The sequence below is a fragment of the Corynebacterium testudinoris genome (assembly GCF_001021045.1).
Taxonomy (GTDB): domain Bacteria; phylum Actinomycetota; class Actinomycetes; order Mycobacteriales; family Mycobacteriaceae; genus Corynebacterium; species Corynebacterium testudinoris.
In genome coordinates, this window is sequence record NZ_CP011545.1 from 762,138 (window position 1) to 779,354 (window position 17,217).

General features: G+C 65.2%; 18 protein-coding genes. 13 read left to right on the forward strand and 5 right to left on the reverse strand.

Annotated features, from left to right (window positions below; all coding sequences use genetic code 11):
• The first annotated feature begins 23 nt into the window (after nucleotides 1-23).
• The 3 genes from CTEST_RS03750 to CTEST_RS03760 all read left to right on the forward strand — a co-directional run bounded on the left by CTEST_RS03750 (nucleotide 24) and on the right by CTEST_RS03760 (nucleotide 2,047).
• Nucleotides 24-1,214, forward strand: a complete 1,191-nt coding sequence (locus CTEST_RS03750; RefSeq protein ID WP_083985407.1) for a S1C family serine protease — start codon at nucleotides 24-26, stop codon at nucleotides 1,212-1,214.
• A gap of 61 nt (nucleotides 1,215-1,275) precedes the next feature.
• The gene (locus CTEST_RS03755; protein WP_047252602.1) at nucleotides 1,276-1,857 is read left to right on the forward strand and encodes a MogA/MoaB family molybdenum cofactor biosynthesis protein; all 582 of its coding nucleotides are present in this window, start codon (nucleotides 1,276-1,278) and stop codon (nucleotides 1,855-1,857) included.
• A complete protein-coding gene (locus tag CTEST_RS03760; protein WP_047252603.1) occupies nucleotides 1,850-2,047 on the forward strand; it encodes a hypothetical protein in 198 nt (65 codons plus the stop codon). The genes CTEST_RS03755 and CTEST_RS03760 overlap by 8 nt, the downstream gene beginning before the upstream one ends.
• A gap of 4 nt (nucleotides 2,048-2,051) precedes the next feature.
• On the opposite strand, the gene mscL is transcribed toward CTEST_RS03760, so the two are convergent.
• Genes mscL through CTEST_RS03775 form a run of 3 tightly spaced genes read right to left on the reverse strand, consistent with a single transcriptional unit; the run spans nucleotide 2,052 to nucleotide 3,764 of the window.
• Nucleotides 2,052-2,450 carry a large-conductance mechanosensitive channel protein MscL gene (gene mscL, locus CTEST_RS03765; protein ID WP_047252604.1) on the reverse strand — a complete coding sequence of 133 codons (399 nt, stop codon included), beginning with the start codon at nucleotides 2,448-2,450 and terminating at the stop codon, nucleotides 2,052-2,054.
• Between the two features lie 43 nt (nucleotides 2,451-2,493).
• A complete protein-coding gene (locus CTEST_RS03770) occupies nucleotides 2,494-3,126 on the reverse strand; it encodes an SAF domain-containing protein (protein ID WP_047252605.1) in 633 nt (210 codons plus the stop codon).
• Between the two features lie 44 nt (nucleotides 3,127-3,170).
• Nucleotides 3,171-3,764 (reverse strand): 5-formyltetrahydrofolate cyclo-ligase, encoded by a 594-nt coding sequence (locus tag CTEST_RS03775; protein WP_047252606.1) that lies wholly within the window; start codon nucleotides 3,762-3,764, stop codon nucleotides 3,171-3,173.
• A 66-nt stretch (nucleotides 3,765-3,830) separates the two neighbouring features.
• Between CTEST_RS03775 and CTEST_RS03780 the strand changes: the two genes are divergently transcribed.
• The 4 genes from CTEST_RS03780 (at nucleotide 3,831) to sepX (ending at nucleotide 8,002) form a co-directional block, all read left to right on the forward strand.
• Complete coding sequence (locus tag CTEST_RS03780; RefSeq protein ID WP_047252607.1) at nucleotides 3,831-4,784, forward strand: UTP--glucose-1-phosphate uridylyltransferase; 954 nt, start codon at nucleotides 3,831-3,833, stop codon at nucleotides 4,782-4,784.
• 41 nt (nucleotides 4,785-4,825) lie between these two features.
• On the forward strand, nucleotides 4,826-6,100 hold the full coding sequence (glp, locus tag CTEST_RS03785) for a molybdotransferase-like divisome protein Glp (RefSeq protein WP_047252608.1): 1,275 nt from the start codon (nucleotides 4,826-4,828) through the stop codon (nucleotides 6,098-6,100).
• A complete protein-coding gene (locus tag CTEST_RS03790) occupies nucleotides 6,100-6,792 on the forward strand; it encodes a GNAT family N-acetyltransferase (protein ID WP_047252609.1) in 693 nt (230 codons plus the stop codon). Before glp ends, CTEST_RS03790 begins: the two co-directional genes overlap by 1 nt.
• 106 nt (nucleotides 6,793-6,898) lie before the next feature.
• On the forward strand, nucleotides 6,899-8,002 hold the full coding sequence (sepX, locus tag CTEST_RS03795; RefSeq protein WP_083985408.1) for a divisome protein SepX/GlpR: 1,104 nt from the start codon (nucleotides 6,899-6,901) through the stop codon (nucleotides 8,000-8,002).
• A 2-nt stretch (nucleotides 8,003-8,004) separates the two neighbouring features.
• Here sepX and CTEST_RS03800 read toward each other — a convergent pair whose 3' ends face one another.
• Nucleotides 8,005-8,607, reverse strand: coding sequence for a DNA-3-methyladenine glycosylase I (locus CTEST_RS03800; protein ID WP_047252610.1), 603 nt, complete (start codon nucleotides 8,605-8,607; stop codon nucleotides 8,005-8,007).
• Between the two features lie 95 nt (nucleotides 8,608-8,702).
• Between CTEST_RS03800 and CTEST_RS03805 the strand changes: the two genes are divergently transcribed.
• On the forward strand, nucleotides 8,703-9,110 hold the full coding sequence (locus CTEST_RS03805) for a DoxX family protein (protein ID WP_047252611.1): 408 nt from the start codon (nucleotides 8,703-8,705) through the stop codon (nucleotides 9,108-9,110).
• The gene (locus CTEST_RS03810) at nucleotides 9,103-9,804 is read left to right on the forward strand and encodes a zf-HC2 domain-containing protein (RefSeq protein ID WP_047252612.1); all 702 of its coding nucleotides are present in this window, start codon (nucleotides 9,103-9,105) and stop codon (nucleotides 9,802-9,804) included. The genes CTEST_RS03805 and CTEST_RS03810 overlap by 8 nt, the downstream gene beginning before the upstream one ends.
• Here CTEST_RS03810 and CTEST_RS03815 read toward each other — a convergent pair.
• Nucleotides 9,801-11,405, reverse strand: a complete 1,605-nt coding sequence (locus CTEST_RS03815; protein ID WP_047252613.1) for a dolichyl-phosphate-mannose--protein mannosyltransferase — start codon at nucleotides 11,403-11,405, stop codon at nucleotides 9,801-9,803. The genes CTEST_RS03810 and CTEST_RS03815 overlap by 4 nt on opposite strands.
• Here CTEST_RS03815 and rsmI point away from each other — a divergent pair.
• The 4 genes from rsmI to CTEST_RS03835 all read left to right on the forward strand — a co-directional run bounded on the left by rsmI (nucleotide 11,379) and on the right by CTEST_RS03835 (nucleotide 17,217).
• Nucleotides 11,379-12,221, forward strand: a complete 843-nt coding sequence (gene rsmI, locus CTEST_RS03820; RefSeq protein WP_047252614.1) for a 16S rRNA (cytidine(1402)-2'-O)-methyltransferase — start codon at nucleotides 11,379-11,381, stop codon at nucleotides 12,219-12,221. The genes CTEST_RS03815 and rsmI overlap by 27 nt on opposite strands.
• Before the next feature lie 174 nt (nucleotides 12,222-12,395).
• Nucleotides 12,396-14,156, forward strand: a complete 1,761-nt coding sequence (locus CTEST_RS03825) for a BCCT family transporter (RefSeq protein WP_047252615.1) — start codon at nucleotides 12,396-12,398, stop codon at nucleotides 14,154-14,156.
• Nucleotides 14,157-14,166: 10 nt separating this feature from the next.
• Nucleotides 14,167-16,005 (forward strand): methionine--tRNA ligase, encoded by a 1,839-nt coding sequence (metG, locus tag CTEST_RS03830; protein WP_047252616.1) that lies wholly within the window; start codon nucleotides 14,167-14,169, stop codon nucleotides 16,003-16,005.
• Between the two features lie 9 nt (nucleotides 16,006-16,014).
• Nucleotides 16,015-17,217 (forward strand): MFS transporter, encoded by a 1,203-nt coding sequence (locus tag CTEST_RS03835; protein WP_047252617.1) that lies wholly within the window; start codon nucleotides 16,015-16,017, stop codon nucleotides 17,215-17,217.

Consider the following 17,217-nt stretch of genomic DNA (forward strand, 5'->3'; position numbering starts at 1 on the left):
GGACAAGAGAACAATGAGGCACCATGAACGACGAGACCACTCCCACTAATGGGCCAACGGCCCGCTCACCTTATTCTTCGTGGGGCCAGCAACCCGAACCGCCGCAGGACACGCCCGAACCGCCCGAGGCACCCGAACCGCAGCCCAAGCGCACGGTTGGCCTGGGCACCGCGCTAGCGCTCATGCTGGTTGGTTCGGTCGCCGCCGGCAGCATCACAGGGGTGGTTGCCACCAACCTGGCGGACAATGGTTCCACCGAGGTGGTTAATTCGCTGCGGGAGCCCAGCCAGCCCGCTGCCTCCGCGCCCGCCGGTGGCGTGGAGCGGGTGGCCGCCGAGGTCCTGCCGACGGTGGTGTCCATTCAAATCGCCACCCGCACCAGCCAGAGCGAAGGTTCTGGCTCGATCATCTCCTCCGACGGTTATGTCATGACCAATCACCACGTCGTTTCCGGTGGGGAGAATGGTGGACAGATCCAGGTCACGCTTAACGACGGCCGCGTCGTCCCCGCCGACTACGTCGCCTCCGACGCCGCGACCGACATCGCGGTTATCAAGATGCGGGATGTCTCCGGTCTGCCCACCATCCAATTCGGCGATTCCAGCTCGCTCAGTGTGGGGCAGGAAGTGGTGGCCATTGGCTCGCCGCTGGGATTGAGCTCCACCGTGACCTCGGGCATTGTGTCTTCGATGAACCGCCCGGTGCGAGCCTCTGACAGTGGCGGGGAATCCTCACTCATTGATGCCATCCAGACGGATGCCGCTATCAACCCGGGCAATTCCGGTGGGCCGCTCGTGGATATGGATGGCCATCTCATCGGCATGAACTCCGTTATTGCCTCTATGAGCAGTGGTGGGGAGGCCGGTTCCATCGGCCTGGGCTTCGCTATCCCGTCGAATTTTGCCAAGCGGGTGGCGGATCAGCTGATCAGCACCGGCGAGGCAACGCAGCCCTTGCTGGGTGTGCAGGTGGCCGCCCGCACCGATGTTGATGGGGCGCTCATCGCGTCCGTGGAGCCGAATGGTCCGGCCGCTCAAGCTGGGCTGGCTACTGGTGACGTGGTGACCCGCCTCAACGATCGCAGGATCGATAACCCCGATGCGCTCATTGCTGCCGTGCGTTCGCAGGGGTTTGGGGATACGGTCACACTTGAGGTTGTTCAATCAGATACCGGACAGACCCGCACGGTAGAGGTTACGCTGACCTCGGAGTAGATTTAGCTCCACTAGCCCCCACTCACGCCCCACCACTTATGAATTGCAGGATGGATAGACAATGATGATTTCATCCCCGGATGTGTCGCGTTCTTCGACGTTGCTCGATGTTGGGGAGCCGGATGAGGAGTTCCTCTTCGCCTCTGAACAGGAGGAACGGCGGAAAGCGCAGCGCCGGGCCCTCGTGGTCCTGGTCTCCGATCACGCCATCGGTTCGGGGGAGGACACGGATCGGGTCGTCGCCGAGCTGCTCGTTGAGGCAGACTTCGCCGTGGATGCCGTGGTGGCGGTGAAATCCAAGAAGTCGCAGATCCGTCAGGCAATAGAGACCGGCGTGGTCGGGGGCGTGGACCTCGTTCTCACCATTGGTGGTACCGGGGTGGGCCCGCGCGACAAGACCCCGGAAGCCACCCGGGTGTTGCTGGATCAGATGGTGCCGGGCATTGCCCAAGCGCTGCGGTCCTCCGGCCTGGCCTGTGGGGCGGTGGATGCGTGCACCTCGCGCGGCATCGCCGGGGTGTCCGGGTCGACGGTGATTGTTAACCTCGCGGCTTCCCGTTCGGCGGTGCGCGATGGAATGGCGACGCTGACGCCATTAGTGCACCACCTCATTGATCAGCTGCAAAAGTACAGCGTTGAGTAGAAAAAGGCGGCGGGTCCACCGGCCGTCTGACGCCGTGGATTATGACCGCACGGCGGATTCCCCGAGTGCATTTTTGGGCAAAGAAAAACCCGCTGACGAGCAGCGGGAGGTCATCCTCGACCCGGAGGCCGAGGAATCTTTAGTAGATGAGGAGTTTTGGCGCGAGCAGCGCCCTCCGCACTACGAGTGAGATCTTAGGACTTCTGCAGCAGGTCGCGGATCTCGGTGAGCAGCTCGACGTCGGTCGGGGCCGGAGCCTCTTCCTCCTTCTCGATTCCGCGGCGACGCTCCTGCAGCTCCTTCATCTTGTTCATCGGCATGACGATGACGAAGTAGACGACGGCGGCGATCATGAGGAAGTTGATCGCGGCGGTAATGACAGCGCCGAAGTCGAGGAAGGTGGCAGGGTTGCCGGAGATGACGTGGAAGCCGAGGCCGCTCACGTCAGAGCCACCGAGGGCGGCGATGAGCGGGTTGATCAGGTTGTCAGAGAAGGCGGTAACAATGGCGGTGAAAGCGCCGCCGATGACCACGGCAACGGCCAGGTCCACGACGTTACCGCGCATGATGAAGTCCTTGAAGCCTTGCAGCATGGTGAGTTCTCCTTGAATGCTTGAAAATGAGGACACATAAACTTTAGTCCATAGCGCTCAAATGTGCGCGGTCTCCTGTCAACACAACCGCCAGTGGTGTGGACAGGGAAGCCGCCGCGACCGCGCGGGCCGCATCGTGGGGCAACGCAATGAGTAACGTGTTGGGGGTGGCGTCGGTGGTCGCGAGAAGGACCTTGCCACCTGCGGCAACGATGTCTGGGGTGAGCTCATCGCCGCGGTGAGTGACAATGGTGACGGTGTCGCCGTGGCGCAGCAGGGGAACGATCTCGGGTTCCGCGAGACGCACCGGAACTATGTTGGTGATTTCACCCACAGGGCTGCCAGAGAAGGCCACATCGACGAATTTGGCCGTGGTTGCTACCTCTCCGGCCTCGGCGGCAGCAACCACGACTTGGCCCGCGGCTTCGGCCACATCGACCAGTGCCGTGCGGGGGAGTAGATGGGCGGGGACGTTCGCCACCGCGACATCATCAAGCGACAGCGTTGTGCCCGCCTCGACATCACGGATGAAGACCACCGCCGGTGGGTCCCGGTGAGCGACTTCCATGATGGAGACCACGAGGGCGGCCACGAGGAGGGCGGCGGCGAGGGTGCGGCGCAGGAGGAGGCTGCGCCGCCAGCCGGGCGTGAGCAAGACTTCGCGAATGGGCACCATGTCCTATTGGACTGCCCACAGGCGTGCAGGGTTCCCCGCTTGAGCTAACGGAACGTGCGTACCCCCGTGGGCGTGATGGCGAGGTCGACGGGCATGTCATGGTCCTCGGCGGGGACATCATCCCGAATCTCACCGTTATATAGCAGTACTGCCGTGCGCGGCGGGTTGTCGGCATCGCGCAGCGCTGATAGCGCGCGGTCGTAGAATCCGCCGCCCTTGCCCAAACGAATGCCGCGCGGACTCACCGCGAGAGCGGGCACGAAAACGATGCTGCAGAACTTCAATGCGTCCGCGCCCAGGCGCTCGCCCGTCGGCTCGGCGATGCCCAGCGCGCCGGGGGTCAACGCGAGGCGGCCTTCATAGCGGGCCCAATCCAATTGTCCGCCCGGGAGGGAGACCGGCAGGAGGAGCGAGGATGCCTCGCCATGCAGGGCGTCGAGAAGCAGTTTTCCCCCGGGCTCACCGGCGAGGGGAGAATAGGCGGCGACCGCCGTATCGGCGGGGGAGAGGGAGCGCAGCAACGCGGCGGCGTGCGCAATGAGGGCGGAGTTTTCCCGGTGAGTCTCCTCGACAGACATGTCGCGGCGGGCTTGCTGCAGAAGTTCGCGTAAGCGTGCCTTACTCTCCCGGGTGTCCATGGGCACCAGCCTAACCGCGGCGGGGGTCGCTCAACCACCCGATGGCGGAAGGTAGGATGAGCTGTTATGAGCTTGTCATCTCACCAACACCCCCACGGGGTGAAGACGGTCATTGTCCCTGCCGCGGGCATGGGTACCCGCTTTCTGCCGGCAACCAAGACCGTCCCCAAGGAGCTGCTCCCCGTGGTTGATACCCCGGGTATTGAGCTGATCGCGGAGGAGGCTTCCGCGCTCGGGGCCTCGCGGATGGCCATCATTGTGGCCCCCGACAAGCAGGACGTGATGCGTCACTTTGGGGAGTTCCCCGGTCTGGTGGAAACCCTCAGTGAGCGGGGCAAGGACGAGCAGGTGGCCAAGGTGCAGCGCGCTGGCCAGCTGATTTCCCCCGTGGCCGTGGAGCAGGAAAAGCCCCTGGGCTTGGGTCACGCCGTTGGTCTGGCGGAATCTGTGCTCGATGAGGATGAGGACGTCGTGGCGGTCATGCTGCCCGATGATCTCGTCTTGCCCGTCGGTGCTCTCGAGAAGATGGCCGCCGTGCGCGCTGAGCTGGGTGGCACCGTCCTGTGTGCTTTCAACGTCTCTCGCAGCGAGGTCTTTAACTACGGAGTCTTCGACGTGGAGGAGATTCCCGCCGATTGTCCGCTCCCGGCGGGCGAGGTCAAGCGCGTGGTCGGCATGGTGGAAAAGCCCGCCGTCGAAGACGCGCCCTCGACCTTGGTGGCCACTGGCCGCTACCTCCTCGACCGCGCTATTTTTGATGCCCTGCGCCGCACTCCGCCGGGCAAGGGCGGCGAAATCCAGCTCACCGACGCCATCGAGTTGATGATCCAGGAGGGCCACCCCGTCCACATCGTCATCCATGAGGGCAAACGCCACGACCTGGGCAATCCCGCCGGTTACATTCCGGCGTGCGTTGATTTTGGTCTGGGCAACCCGACGTATGGTCCTGCCCTGCGCCGAGCGATCACGCAGATCCTCGCGGAGCATGATGCCGGCGAGGCCCTGACAGCTCAAGACTGACCACGACTGTCCTTGCCAGCCTGACCGATAAGGAGTTCGCCATGCGTTCCGTGGAGCAACAGCTTGCCCTGGTTACCGAAGCCACGGTGTCCCCTGAGCCGGTCCGCATCGCGATTGCCGACGCCTTGGGCCTCATGTGCGCCGAAGAAGTCCAGGCCACCCGCTCCTTACCGGGCTTCCCGCAGGCCGCCATCGATGGCTACGCCGTCCGCGCCGTTGACGTCGGCGGAGAACGGGGTCTTGGGGTGCCCGAGCCCGACCCGGAGGCGCCCGTCGAACCGATCGAGCGTTCCCTCCCCGTCGTCGGCGAGGTCGCCGCAGGCTCCCAACAGCCTCTGCGTCTGCAGCCCAAGCAGGCCGTCCGCGTCCACACTGGCGCACCGTTGCCCACGCTTGCCGACGCCGTCCTACCCCTGGAATGGACCGATCGCGGACGTCGGCGCGTCACTGCCCACCGCGTCGTCCGGTCCGGTGACTTCGTCCGCCGCGCGGGCGATGACATCCAACCGGGTGATGTTGCCGTCACCGCCGGTTCGGTGCTGGGCCCCGCCCAGATCGGCCTGCTGGCCGCCGTCGGCCGCTCCAAGGTCCTGGTGTACCCGCGCCCGCGCCTCTCGGTGATTTCCGTGGGCCGCGAGCTCGTGGACATTGACCGAGACCCCGGCCTGGGCCAAATCTTCGACGTCAACTCCTATTCGCTGGCCGCCGCTGGCAAAGAGGCCGGGGCGGATGTGTTCCGCGTCGGGATCGCCATCGGTGAGCCGCGACGGCTGAAGGAGATCATCGAGGCGCAGATCCTGCGCAGCGAGGTCATCGTCATCACCGGCGCCGTGGGCGGGCAAGGGTCCGAGATGTTCCGCACCGTCATCGAGGAACTCGGGTCCATCGATACCTCCCGCGTGGCCATGCACCCCGGCTCCGTCCAGGGCTTCGGCCTGCTCGGGGAAGAACAGATTCCCGTTTTCCTCCTCCCTTCTAATCCGGTCTCGGCTCTGGTCACCTTTGAGGTGTTCATCCGCCCGCTCATCCGCCTTACCCTGGGCAAGCGTAATGCCCAGCGCCGTGTGGTCCGGGCCCGCGCCGTCAACCACGTCGCCTCGCGGGAGGGGCGCCGCGGGTTCGTCCGCGCCCGCCTCATGCGCGATGCCGATACCCACGACTATCTGGTGGAGGGTCTCGGTGGCGCGACCGGCGCCCCCGCCCACTTGTTGGCGGGACTCGCTGAGGCCAACGCCATGATCCGCGTGCCCGAGGAGGTCACGGAGATCCGCCCCGGCGACGTCGTTGACGTCATGTTCTTATCGCAGGGCAGCTAGTGCTCGACCCGCTTGGTTTGTCCTATCGCCGCGTGAGCCGTCCTGGCTCCGGCCCGCGCGACCTCGTCCACCCCGGCTGGCCCGAATCGACCCCGGTGGTCCAGCTGCCTGACGGCTCCCGCCTGCGCTTGCGCCCCCTCATGCGTCGCGACGGCCGCGACTGGTCCGAGTACCGCACCCTCGACGAGTCGTTCCTCAAACCGGTGGAACCCACCATGCCCGAGGAGTGGGAGATAGCCCATTCGCCCTCCGCCTTTTGGCGTTTCCTCACCGGCTTGCGTTCCGCCGCCCAGCGCGGTCAAGTCGTCCCGTTTGCCATCGAGCTCAATGGTGCCTTCGCCGGGCAAGTCACCCTCGGCAGTATTCAACACGGCAGCATCTCCGATTGCTGGATCGGCTACTGGGTCCATTCCGCCTTCATGGGGCGCGGGGTGGCCACCGCCGCCTGCGCCTTAGGGACAGACCATGCGTTTCTCCGCATCGGGCTGCACCGGGTGACCGCCACCTACCTGCCCGATAACCCCGCCTCCGGTCGAGTCTTAGCCCTCAACGGCTTCCGCCAGGCGGGCTTCCTCCATGGCAACCTCCACATCGATGGCCGCTGGCAGGACCACCACCTGGTCGCCCAAAACCGCGAGGATCACCGCGGCACGTGCGTCTCCCGCCTGCGGGAACAAGGGCGCCTGCTGTAGACAAACTTGCCCGTCACCTCGGCGGCGTGGCAGGGCAGTGACGCTCAACTGCCGGATTAGTCTGAGAGCATTCGACGTCCCCGTCCCCAGGAAGGTGGCACGACGCGTGTCCGGAAGCCTGATCATTGTCCTGATCATCGTGGTGTGGCTCTTTGTGCTGGCACCTCTTCTTTTGCGTGGTCAAAAGCCGATCCGCAAGGCGGGCGAAGCCTTCGACGACACCCGCGTGCTCTACGAGGGCGGCTCCGGCCGACTCTTGGGCAGCATGCGCCGTCGCCCGAAGCTGCCGCAGGTGAGCAACCAGTCGGAAGATATCGACGACTACGAGGAAGTCCCCGCGGAAGACGTCTTGCTTGATGATGCCCGCCCCTCCCGCCCATTCCTGGGCATGTTCACCCGCCGCGACGCGGCTGATGAAGAACCAGCGGAGATCATCGACGGCGCCGTCGTCCACGAACTCGCTGCCGCGTCCGACACCGTCGAGGAGCCCGTGGATGAGGTCGACGACTTCTACTACGACGATGACTATGACGATGGCGAAGCAACGTACGCCTACGACGACTCCTACACCTCCCCGGCCGACCTCATGTACCCGGACGACGCCGTCGTTGAGGTGCTGGAGGACGAGCCGGTCGACGACGACACCGCCCTCGAAGCCGTGGACGAGGACCTCAGTGACGAAGATAAGGATCTCACCGACGAAGAGATCGAGTTCGCCGAAAGCCGACGCGGCCGCGGTGGCTACGACCCTGTCGCCGATGCTGAGCACTCCACCACCCGTTACCAGCGCCGCCAGCGCACCCTCCTGGGCCTAGTCGCGCTCGTCGTGGTCACTCTGGTGGCCGGTTTCTTCCTCGGCGGATGGTCATGGGCCCTGCCTGGCGTTGCTGCCCTGGCTACGGCCGTGTACCTGGCGGCTCTGCGCACGCAGACCCGGCAGGAGGAAGCGTTGCGCCGCCGCCGGATCCAGCAGCTCCGCCGCGCCCGGTTGGGTGTGCGCAGCGTCGTCGATGAAGAACTATCCATTCCGCGTAACCTCCGTCGCCCGGGCGCCCTCGTGCTGGAGCTGGATGATGAATCCCCCGACTTTGCTTACCTTCCCGTGACGGAAGCCCACTTCGATGAGGAGCTGGATTCTGCCCCGGCGCGCCGCCGCCCGTTCCGTCGCCCCGACAATCACGGTGGCCACGACAGCCGCCGCGTGGGCTAACTCTAAAAGTCCCACACCCCGGAGGAACCGCGCCGCCACGATCCCACCAGGTGGGTATCAACAACCCCGATCGCTTCCATGAGCGCGAAAATGGTCGTCGGCCCGACGAAGGAAAACCCCTCCTTCTTCAGGGCCTTCGCTAGCGCTGCTGACTCGGGTGAGTGGGAGGGCACCTCCGCCGCGGTCCGGGGCGCTGGGGTTTGAGTGGGCTGATAGGACCACACGAACTCCGCGAGGCCATCCTTCTCTCGCAGCCGAATCGTTGCTTGGGCGTTGCGGATGGTGGCCTCAATCTTGCGCCGATTCCGGATAATCCCCGCATCCTCCATGAGGCGATCCACGTCGGCGCTACTGAGTTCGGCTACCGCGTCGACGTCGAAGCCACGGAAGGCCGCCCGGAAATTCTCCCGCCGCCGCAAGATGAGCTCCCACGACAGGCCGGCCTGGAAGCCTTCGAGGCAGAGGCGTTCGAAGACCCCCTGCTCCGTGCGGACGGGCATGCCCCACTCGGTGTCGTAGTAGGTGCGGAGCAGGTCGGAGGAGGCGGCCCAGCGGGGGCGGGCGAGGCCATCGGCTCCGATGATGAGATCAGGTGAGTCAGTCATGGTCTATTGGACTCCGCCAGGCTTCTTCCGGTTCCCCGGCGCGTAGGCATCACCATGAACTCCTCCCGTTGAATGCTTAGGGGTAGTCTATCCACATGGATAAACCGGCTGTGAGGGATGCTGCGTTGCTGTTGCTGCGTGTGGTCCTGGGCACCGTGTTTGTGGCGCACGGGTGGGACAAATTGCTCATCACGGGGCTCACGGAGACCACCGGCCAGTTCAGTGCGTGGGGGGTTCCCCAACCCAAGTTGTCGGCATACGCGGTGATGGTCGTGGAGTTGCTCGGCGGGGCGATGCTGGTGGTGGGCCTGTTGACCACCCTCGTGGCGGGGATCCTCGCCCTGCTCATGGCGGCTGCACTGTGGTTCGTGCACGTCCCCCAGGGGTTCTTTGTCAGTGATGGGGGAGTGGAGTACCCCGTGGTCCTCATTGCTGCGCTGGGCATGGTCGTGGTGTTTGGGGCGGGTCGGGCGAGCTTGGACCGGGTGTTGGTTCGTGATTAGCCATGATCAGGTTCAGGCTGCGCTGTCCGCGCGCATTGATGGGGAACCGGCGCCGTTGAGTGATGATGTCGTTGATGCGCATGTTGCCGGGTGCCAGCAGTGCCGGGAGTTCTGGGAGAACTCGTTGGTGTTGAGTCGGCAGCTCAATTTCGCCGAGCCTGCTGATGGTGGAATGTCGCCGCCGGATTTGTCGGCGGTGATCATCGCGGGTGTGGAGCCGGAGTGGCGGCGTACCGCCAATGCCCGGGCCATCGGCCTTGTCCTTGCCCGGACGTTGCTTATTCTCGCAGGTGTTGCGTGGGTGGTGTGGGGAGTGCAGTTGCTTGGCGATGCCGGTGGGCTCACCCAGATCTCCGCCGATGGCTCCACGTTGAGCGTCGACTCGGATCCGCGTACCGCGGATCTCCTCGTCGATGCTGCCGCTGTCCGATTCGCCTTCGCCTTCGGACTGTTCGCCGTGGCTTGGAAGCCGGGCGTGACGTCCGGGGTTGTGCCGATCATGGGCGCGTTGTGGATGTTTAAGTGTGGGTTCCTCGTGCGTGACATGGTGCTGGGGACGGTCAGCGAGGGTCAGGTCTTGGGCCTGGGGTTGCTCCTGCTCACCCTCATCGCCTTGGTGTGGGCGTGGCTGAACCACCACGGGTTTTTGCTCTTGCGCACCGGGTGGCGGGAGTTGGGCGCGAGCCCGATCTAACTCCAGCTGGGCAGCCACATGAGCCCGTAGTACCACGAGTCCGGGATCATGTAGCCGTAGAGAATCGGGGAGAAGTAGAGGAACATCGCCACCGCTACCGACAGGTAGACGATGACGGCGAGGGTGCCTGATCTCAGGGGACCGCCGGCGAGGATGCTCAGCCACCGCCATGTCACGAGCTTTCCTCGGCCGTGGAGTTGCCCCAGCGTGAGGGCGATGAGCGCGATGGTAAACGGCGCCAGGGCGGTGGCGTAGAAGAAGTACATCTGCCGGTCATACCCCGCCAGCCACGGGAGGAAGCCGGCGGCGAAGGCGACGAGGGGGATGAGGAAGCGATCGTCGCGGCGGATGATGAGGCTCCACAGACCCCACAGCAGGATCGGGACGGTCAGCCACCAGATGGCCGGGGTGCCGAAGAGGTAGATCATGCGTCGGCATGTGCCGCCCAGGCACGAGATGTCGGTGGAGGAAAAGTAGAGCACCGGTCGGGTGCCCGCTAGCCATGACCACGGTTTGGAATCCCACGGGTGCGAATGCCCGCCAGAGGTGGTCAGGGAGGCGTGAAATTCCAGGACGGACCGGTGGTAGAGGAAGAAGGAGCCCAGGGAATCGGGCAGGATGGCGTCTTTGACGGCGTGGCGGTAGACGGAGGTCTCGGAGGCGAACCAGGCCCGCCAGGACCAGAAGTACAGCAGGACCGGGACGATGACGAGGGAGGCGAAGGCCGGGAGGGCGTCGCGAAGCAGCATGCCGCGCAAGGGGCGACGCACGCCGTAGCGGCGGCGCAGGGCCCAGTCCAGTGCCACGCTCATGATCCCGAAAAACGCCATGTAGTACAGGCCCGACCATTTCACCCCGAGGGCGAGGCCGAGGAATACGCCAGCGACAAACCGCCACCAGCGAAAGCCCAGGCGCGGTCCCCACGGCGAGGTGCCGAGCATGCCGTGGGTGTAGGCGTCGTGCATCCGGGCGCGCATCTGCTCGCGGTCGCAGGCCAGGGCCCAGGCGGCGGACACGATGAAAAACACCTGGAAGATGTCGAGCATGCCGAAGCGGGAGCTGACCAACAACACGCCATCAACCACGGCGAGCAGCCCGGCGAAGAAGGCGACCTGCCAGGTGCCGGCGAGGCGGCGGACCAGCAACATCGTCATCACGACGGTCCCGGCGCCGAAGAGTGCCACCATGAAGCGCCAGCCCAACGGGGTGTACCCGAAGACCCATTCGCCGAGCGCAATGATCTGCTTGGCCAGCGGCGGGTGCACCACGAGCCCGTAGCCGGGGTTGGATTCGATGCCGCCGATGAGCGGATTGAACTGGGAGCGCACCATGTCCCACGCCTGCGGCACGTAGTGCTTCTCGTCGAAGACGGGCGTGCCGGAGGCTACCGCGCTGGTGAGGCCGACGAAGCGGGTAAACAGCGCGAGAATGCCAATGACTAGGACCGACCAGGTGTCCTGGCGGGTCCACGCCGCAGGGCGGGGGAGGATGGGGCGCACCGAGGGCGCAAACCGGGGGCCGGGGTACCCGGCGGCGATGGCGGTGCTCACGGCACAGAGTCTAAGGTACAAGGCATGTCTCAGGTCGAATCTCTTCCCCATGGTGTGGTTCTTGCCGCAACTCCGCTGGGCAATATCGGCGACGCCTCGCCCCGGTTGTCCCACGCCCTGGCCACCGCGGGCGTCATCGCCGCGGAGGATACGCGCCGCGTGCGCAACTTGGCGGCGGCGCTCGGGGTGGAGATATCCGGCCGGGTGATTTCCAATTTCGATCACAATGAGGTCGGCCGCGCCCGTCAGCTTATCGACGCCGCCCGGACCGGCACCGTCCTCGTCGTCACCGATGCGGGCATGCCGTTGGTGTCCGACCCCGGGTTCTCGCTTGTCGACGCCGCGCACACTGCCGGCGTCCCCGTCACCTGTCTGCCCGGCCCGTCGGCCGTGACCACCGCCCTGGCCCTGTCGGGCCTGCCGGTGGGGCGGTTCATTTTTGATGGCTTCGCCCCACGCAAGGGTGGGCCGCGCCGGGCGTGGTTGGAATCCCTGCGGGCGGAGGCGCGGGCCGTGTGCTTTTTTGAATCCCCGCACCGCCTGGCCGACACCCTCGAGGTGGCAGCCGACGTGCTGGGGGAGCAGCGCCGGGCGGCGGTGTGCCGCGAGTTGACCAAGACCTACGAGGAAGTCCGCCGCGGCAGCCTTTCAGAGCTGGCCGAGTGGGCGGCTGAGGGAGTGAAAGGCGAGATTACCGTCGTCATCGAAGGCGGCAGCGCCGCCGAGGTGAGTGTGGAGGAGCTCGTTGCCGTGGTGGAGGCGATGGTGGCCGATGGGGTGCGCTTGAAAGAGGCCTGCCGCCAGGTAGCCGCGGGGCGCGGGGTGTCCAACCGTGACTTGTATGAGGCCGTGCTGAACGCGAGATAGATCATACGAAAAGAAATGGTTATGCTTTTGTGATCTCATGGTCCCCTTGGGGGACTCACCTGCGGTGATGGGTGTTACGGGGAGGTAACGGGGGCGTCGATACGCTGTTTTCAGGGAGCGCGACGGTGGGCGCGCAGTTGGTGACGTACACACGAATGCTCAACAGTTATACCCATGACCAATCCTGAGCAGGCGGAACCCAGCACCGCCACTGAACAGCTGGCATCGATGATGTCGGACGCTGAGCTCATCGGCGGCCACCTCGATGAAACCTCCGACGCCGTTGACCGGCACGAGGAGGACGACAAGCCCAGCTTTGACTGGGCGGTTATTCTTCCCACCGCCGGCGTCATCGTCGCCGTCGTTTTGTGGGGCCTGTTGAGCCCCGACAGCTTTGCCAATTTTGCCTCCTCCGCCCTGAGCCTGGTGGTGAACAACCTCGGGTGGGCCTTCGTGCTGTTTGGCACCGTCTTCGTGGCGTTCATGATCATCATCGCCGCGAGCAAGTTCGGCCAAATCAAACTGGGGGCCAGCGACGAGGCACCAGAATTCCGCACCGTCTCCTGGATCGCCATGATGTTCGCTGCCGGCATGGGCATTGGCCTCATGTTCTACGGCGCGACCGAACCGCTGACCTTCTACCGCGATGGCGTCCCGGGTCGCTCCGAGCACGAGGTCGGGGCCGCCATGGCCTCCTCGTTGTTCCACTGGACCCTCCACCCCTGGGCGATCTACGCCGTCGTGGGCCTGGCGATTGCCTACTCCACCTTCCGGCTCGGCCGCCCGCAGCTGATCTCCTCGGCCTTCGTGCCGCTGCTGGGTGAAAAGGGTGCCCGCGGATTCTGGGGCAAGCTCGTGGACATCCTGGCGATCATCGCCACCGTCTTCGGCACCGCCACCTCCTTGGGTGTGGGAGCGCTGCAGATCCGCGCGGGACTGTCCGCCTCGGGGATTATTGATGATCCGGGCACCTGGACCATCATCGGCATCATCCTCGTGCTCACCCTGGCGTTCATTGTCTCCGCGCTCTCGGGCGTGGGCAAGGGCATCCAGTACCTGTCCAACACCAACATGGTGATCGCGGCCATTCTGGCCATCTTCATCTTCATCATGGGCCCGACCGTCGCCGTGCTCAACCTCATGCCGACCTCCATGGCCAGCTACTTCTCCCAGTTCTTCGAGATGGCCGGCCGCACCGGAGTCTCCGCAGACGGCACCGCCGGCGAATGGCTTAACTCCTGGACCATCTTCTACTGGGCCTGGTGGATCTCCTGGTCACCCTTCGTGGGCATGTTCCTCGCACGCATCTCCCGCGGTCGCACCATCCGTGAATTCACCATCGGCGTCCTCGTCGTTCCCTCGCTGGTCTCCGTCGTGTGGTTCTCCATCCTCGGCGGCACCGCCATCACCTTCGAGCAGGAAGGCCGCTCCATCTGGGGCGACGGCTCCGCCCCGTCCCAGCTGTTCAATCTGCTCCACCAGCTGCCCGGCGGCACCATCATGGGTGTCGTGGCCATGATCTTGCTGGGCACCTTCTTCGTCACCTCCGCGGACTCCGCCTCCACCGTCATGGGCACCCTCTCCCAGCACGGCCGCAGCAACGCCACCCCCTGGGTCTCCGCGCTGTGGGGCATCCTCACCGCCGCGATTGGCATGGTCATGCTCACCTCCTCGGAGGACTCGCTGGGCAACCTCCAATCCATCACGATCATCGCGGCCAGCCCCTTCCTCCTGGTCATCATCGGACTCATGGTCGCCCTGGTCAAGGACCTGCGCAACGACGTCATCTACCTCGACTACCGATCCCAACAGGAGTTCGCCGCCCGCCTCGCGCGGGAGCGTCGGGTGCACCAGGAACACCAGCGTGCCGCGAGGAACAAGGCCCGCCGTCAGCAGCGGATGGCCAAAATCAACAAAAGGGACCCGATGAAATAGGGTGTAGGGCATGACCCAGTCTGTGCTTGTCTCCGTCGCCTGGCCGTATGCCAACGGCCCCCGCCACATCGGACACGTCGCCGGTTTCGGCGTCCCCTCTGATGTCTTTGCCCGCTACCAGCGGATGGTGGGCAACGAGGTCCTCATGATCTCCGGCACGGACGAGCACGGCACCCCCTTGTTGGTGCAGGCCGACAAGGAAGGCGTGACCGTCAAGGAACTCGCCGATCGCTACAACCGCCAGATCGTCGAAGACTTGGCCGGTCTGGGCCTGACCTACGACCTGTTTACCCGCACCACCACCCGGAACCACTACGCGGTGGTGCAGGAGTTGTTCAAGGGCCTCTACGACAACGGTTACATGATCAAGGAGACGACCCAGGGCGCGGTATCCCCGTCGACCGGGCGCACCCTGCCCGACCGCTACATCGAGGGCACGTGCCCGATCTGCAACTACCCCGAAGCCCGCGGCGATCAGTGTGACAACTGCGGCAACCAGCTCGACCCCTCCGACCTGATCAACCCGGTGTCCAAGATCAACGGGGAGACCCCGGAGTTCGTCGAAACCGAGCACTTCCTCCTCGACCTGCCCTCCCTCGCCGACGCGCTGGGCGAGTGGCTGCGCGGGCGCGAAGACTGGCGCCCCAACGTGCTGAAGTTCTCCCTCAACCTCCTCGACGACCTGCGCCCCCGCGCCATGACCCGCGACATTGACTGGGGTGTGCCCATCCCAGTGGAGGGCTGGCAGGACAACAACGCCAAGAAGCTCTACGTGTGGTTCGACGCTGTCGTGGGCTACCTCTCCGCCTCCATCGAGTGGGCGTGGCGTTCCGGCCAGCCCGACGCTTGGAAGCAGTGGTGGCAAAACCCCGAGGCCACCGGCTACTACTTCATGGGCAAGGACAACATCACCTTCCACTCCCAGATCTGGCCCGCCGAGCTGCTCGGTTACGCCGGCAAGGGATCCAAGGGTGGCACCCTCCACGAGTACGGCGAGATCAACCTCCCCACCGAGGTCGTCTCCTCCGAGTACCTCACCATGTCCGGCTCGAAGTTCTCCTCGTCCAAAGGCGTGGTCATCTACGTCAAGGACTTCCTCGCTGAGTTCGGTCCCGACCCGTTGCGCTATTTCATCGCCGTCGCAGGCCCGGAGAACACCGACACCGATTTCACCTGGGATGAGTTCGTCCGCCGCGTGAACAACGAGCTGGCCAATGGCTGGGGCAACCTGGTCAACCGCACCGTCGCCATGGCGAATAAGAACTTCGGCGAGGTGCCCGCCCCCGGGGCTTTGACCGAATCAGACCAGAAGATCCTCGACCTGGCGGCCTCGACGTTCGACGTCGTCGGCGAGGCTTTGGCCGCCTCCAAGTTCAAGGCAGGCATCACCGCCGCCATGCACGTCGTCGGCGAAGCCAACGCCTACATCGCGGAACAGGAGCCCTGGAAGCTGGCCAAGGACGAGACCCAGCGCGAGCGCCTGGCCACCGTGCTGTGGACCGCTCTGCAGGTTGTTTCCGACTGCAACGTCCTGCTCACCCCCTACCTGCCGCACATCGCGCAGCAGGTCCACGAGACCCTCGGCCGCGACGGCGTGTGGGCAGCCACCCCGGTTATCGAGGAAGTCACCGATGACATGCCGGTTGAGCTCGTCGGCGTCGACTTGCCCGAAGCAGGCCAGACCTACCCCGTCATCACCGGCGACTACACCTCGCAGCAGGCCGTGTGGAAGCGGATCGATGTCGTCGCGGGCACCCCGCTGGACAAGCCCCAGCCCCTCATCCAAAAACTGGACCCCGAGCTCGCCGAGACCGGCCCGGAATGGGCACCGATCCTCAGCGAAAGCTAGCTGATCGGGGTGAGGAGTAAAGCACTTCCCGCCGCGCTGCTCTTCATCGCGGTGTTCATCGCGGCAATCAACCTTCGCTCCGGCATCACCTCGCTCGGGGCAGTGCTTGCCGACGTCCTCCTGGCCTTCAACGCGGGCGGCACCCTCGCCGGCGTCATCACCGCCATCCCCGGCCTCCTCTTTGCTCTCTTCGGGCTGGTGGCGGTCCCGGTGGCCACGCGGCTGGGATTGACCAGGACCCTGTGGCTGGGCATGGCCCTGACCCTGCTGGGATTGGCGCTGCGACCGTGGATAGGTTCCATCTCGCTGTTCATCCTGCTCACCGCCTGCGTCGGCGTGGGCATCGCGCTGGGCAACGTACTGCTCCCCGCATGGATAAAGAACCACGGCGGGCGACACATCGTCGCCTTAATGACGATCTACGGCTCAGTGCTGGGCCTGTCTGGCGCCCTGGGACCATTGACCGCGCTGCTGGGGCTCGACTTCCGCTGGGCGTTGTTCTTGTGGGCGATCCCTGCCGCCGTGCAACTGCTGGTGTGGTTAGTGATTCTGCCGAAGGTGGGGCGCGACGTGCCCCGCTCGGGGGCAGTCGATCTCTCGGATGACGGCCCGGCGAAGCGGAATTCCCTGTGGCGCGCCCCGACGGCCGTCTACCTCATGTTCTTCTTCGGCCTGCAATCCATGAACGCCTACATCCAGATGGGATGGCTGCCCAAGATCCTCGTGGACAGTGGGGCGAGCACCAACGCCGCGAGCGTGGCACTTGCCATCGCCGCGGGCTGCGGCATCCTCGGCGGGCTCGTCATGCCCGTGGTGATCGATCGATGGCGCAACATTCAATGGCTCCCGATCCTCTTCGCCGTCCTCATGGCCCTGGGTTACCTCGGACTGTGGTGGGATGCCACAGCGGCCCCCGTGGTGTGGTCAGTGCTCCTCGGCGTGGGTGGCTTCTCATTCCCCATGGCCATCGCGCTCATCCCGGCGCGCAGCCGGGCCCCCATGGTCACCGCTCGACTGTCGGGCTTCGTGCAACCAGTCGGCTACCTCATCGCCGCCGTCGGCCCCTTCGCGGTAGGCATGGCGCGCGAAGCGCTGGGCGGCTGGGACCTCATCCTGCCGGTCCTGGCGGCGCTGTGTGCGCTCATGGGAGCGGCGGGTTTCCGGGCCGCGCGGCGGGGGTTCATTGATGATGAATTAGCAGCTCAGGGCTAA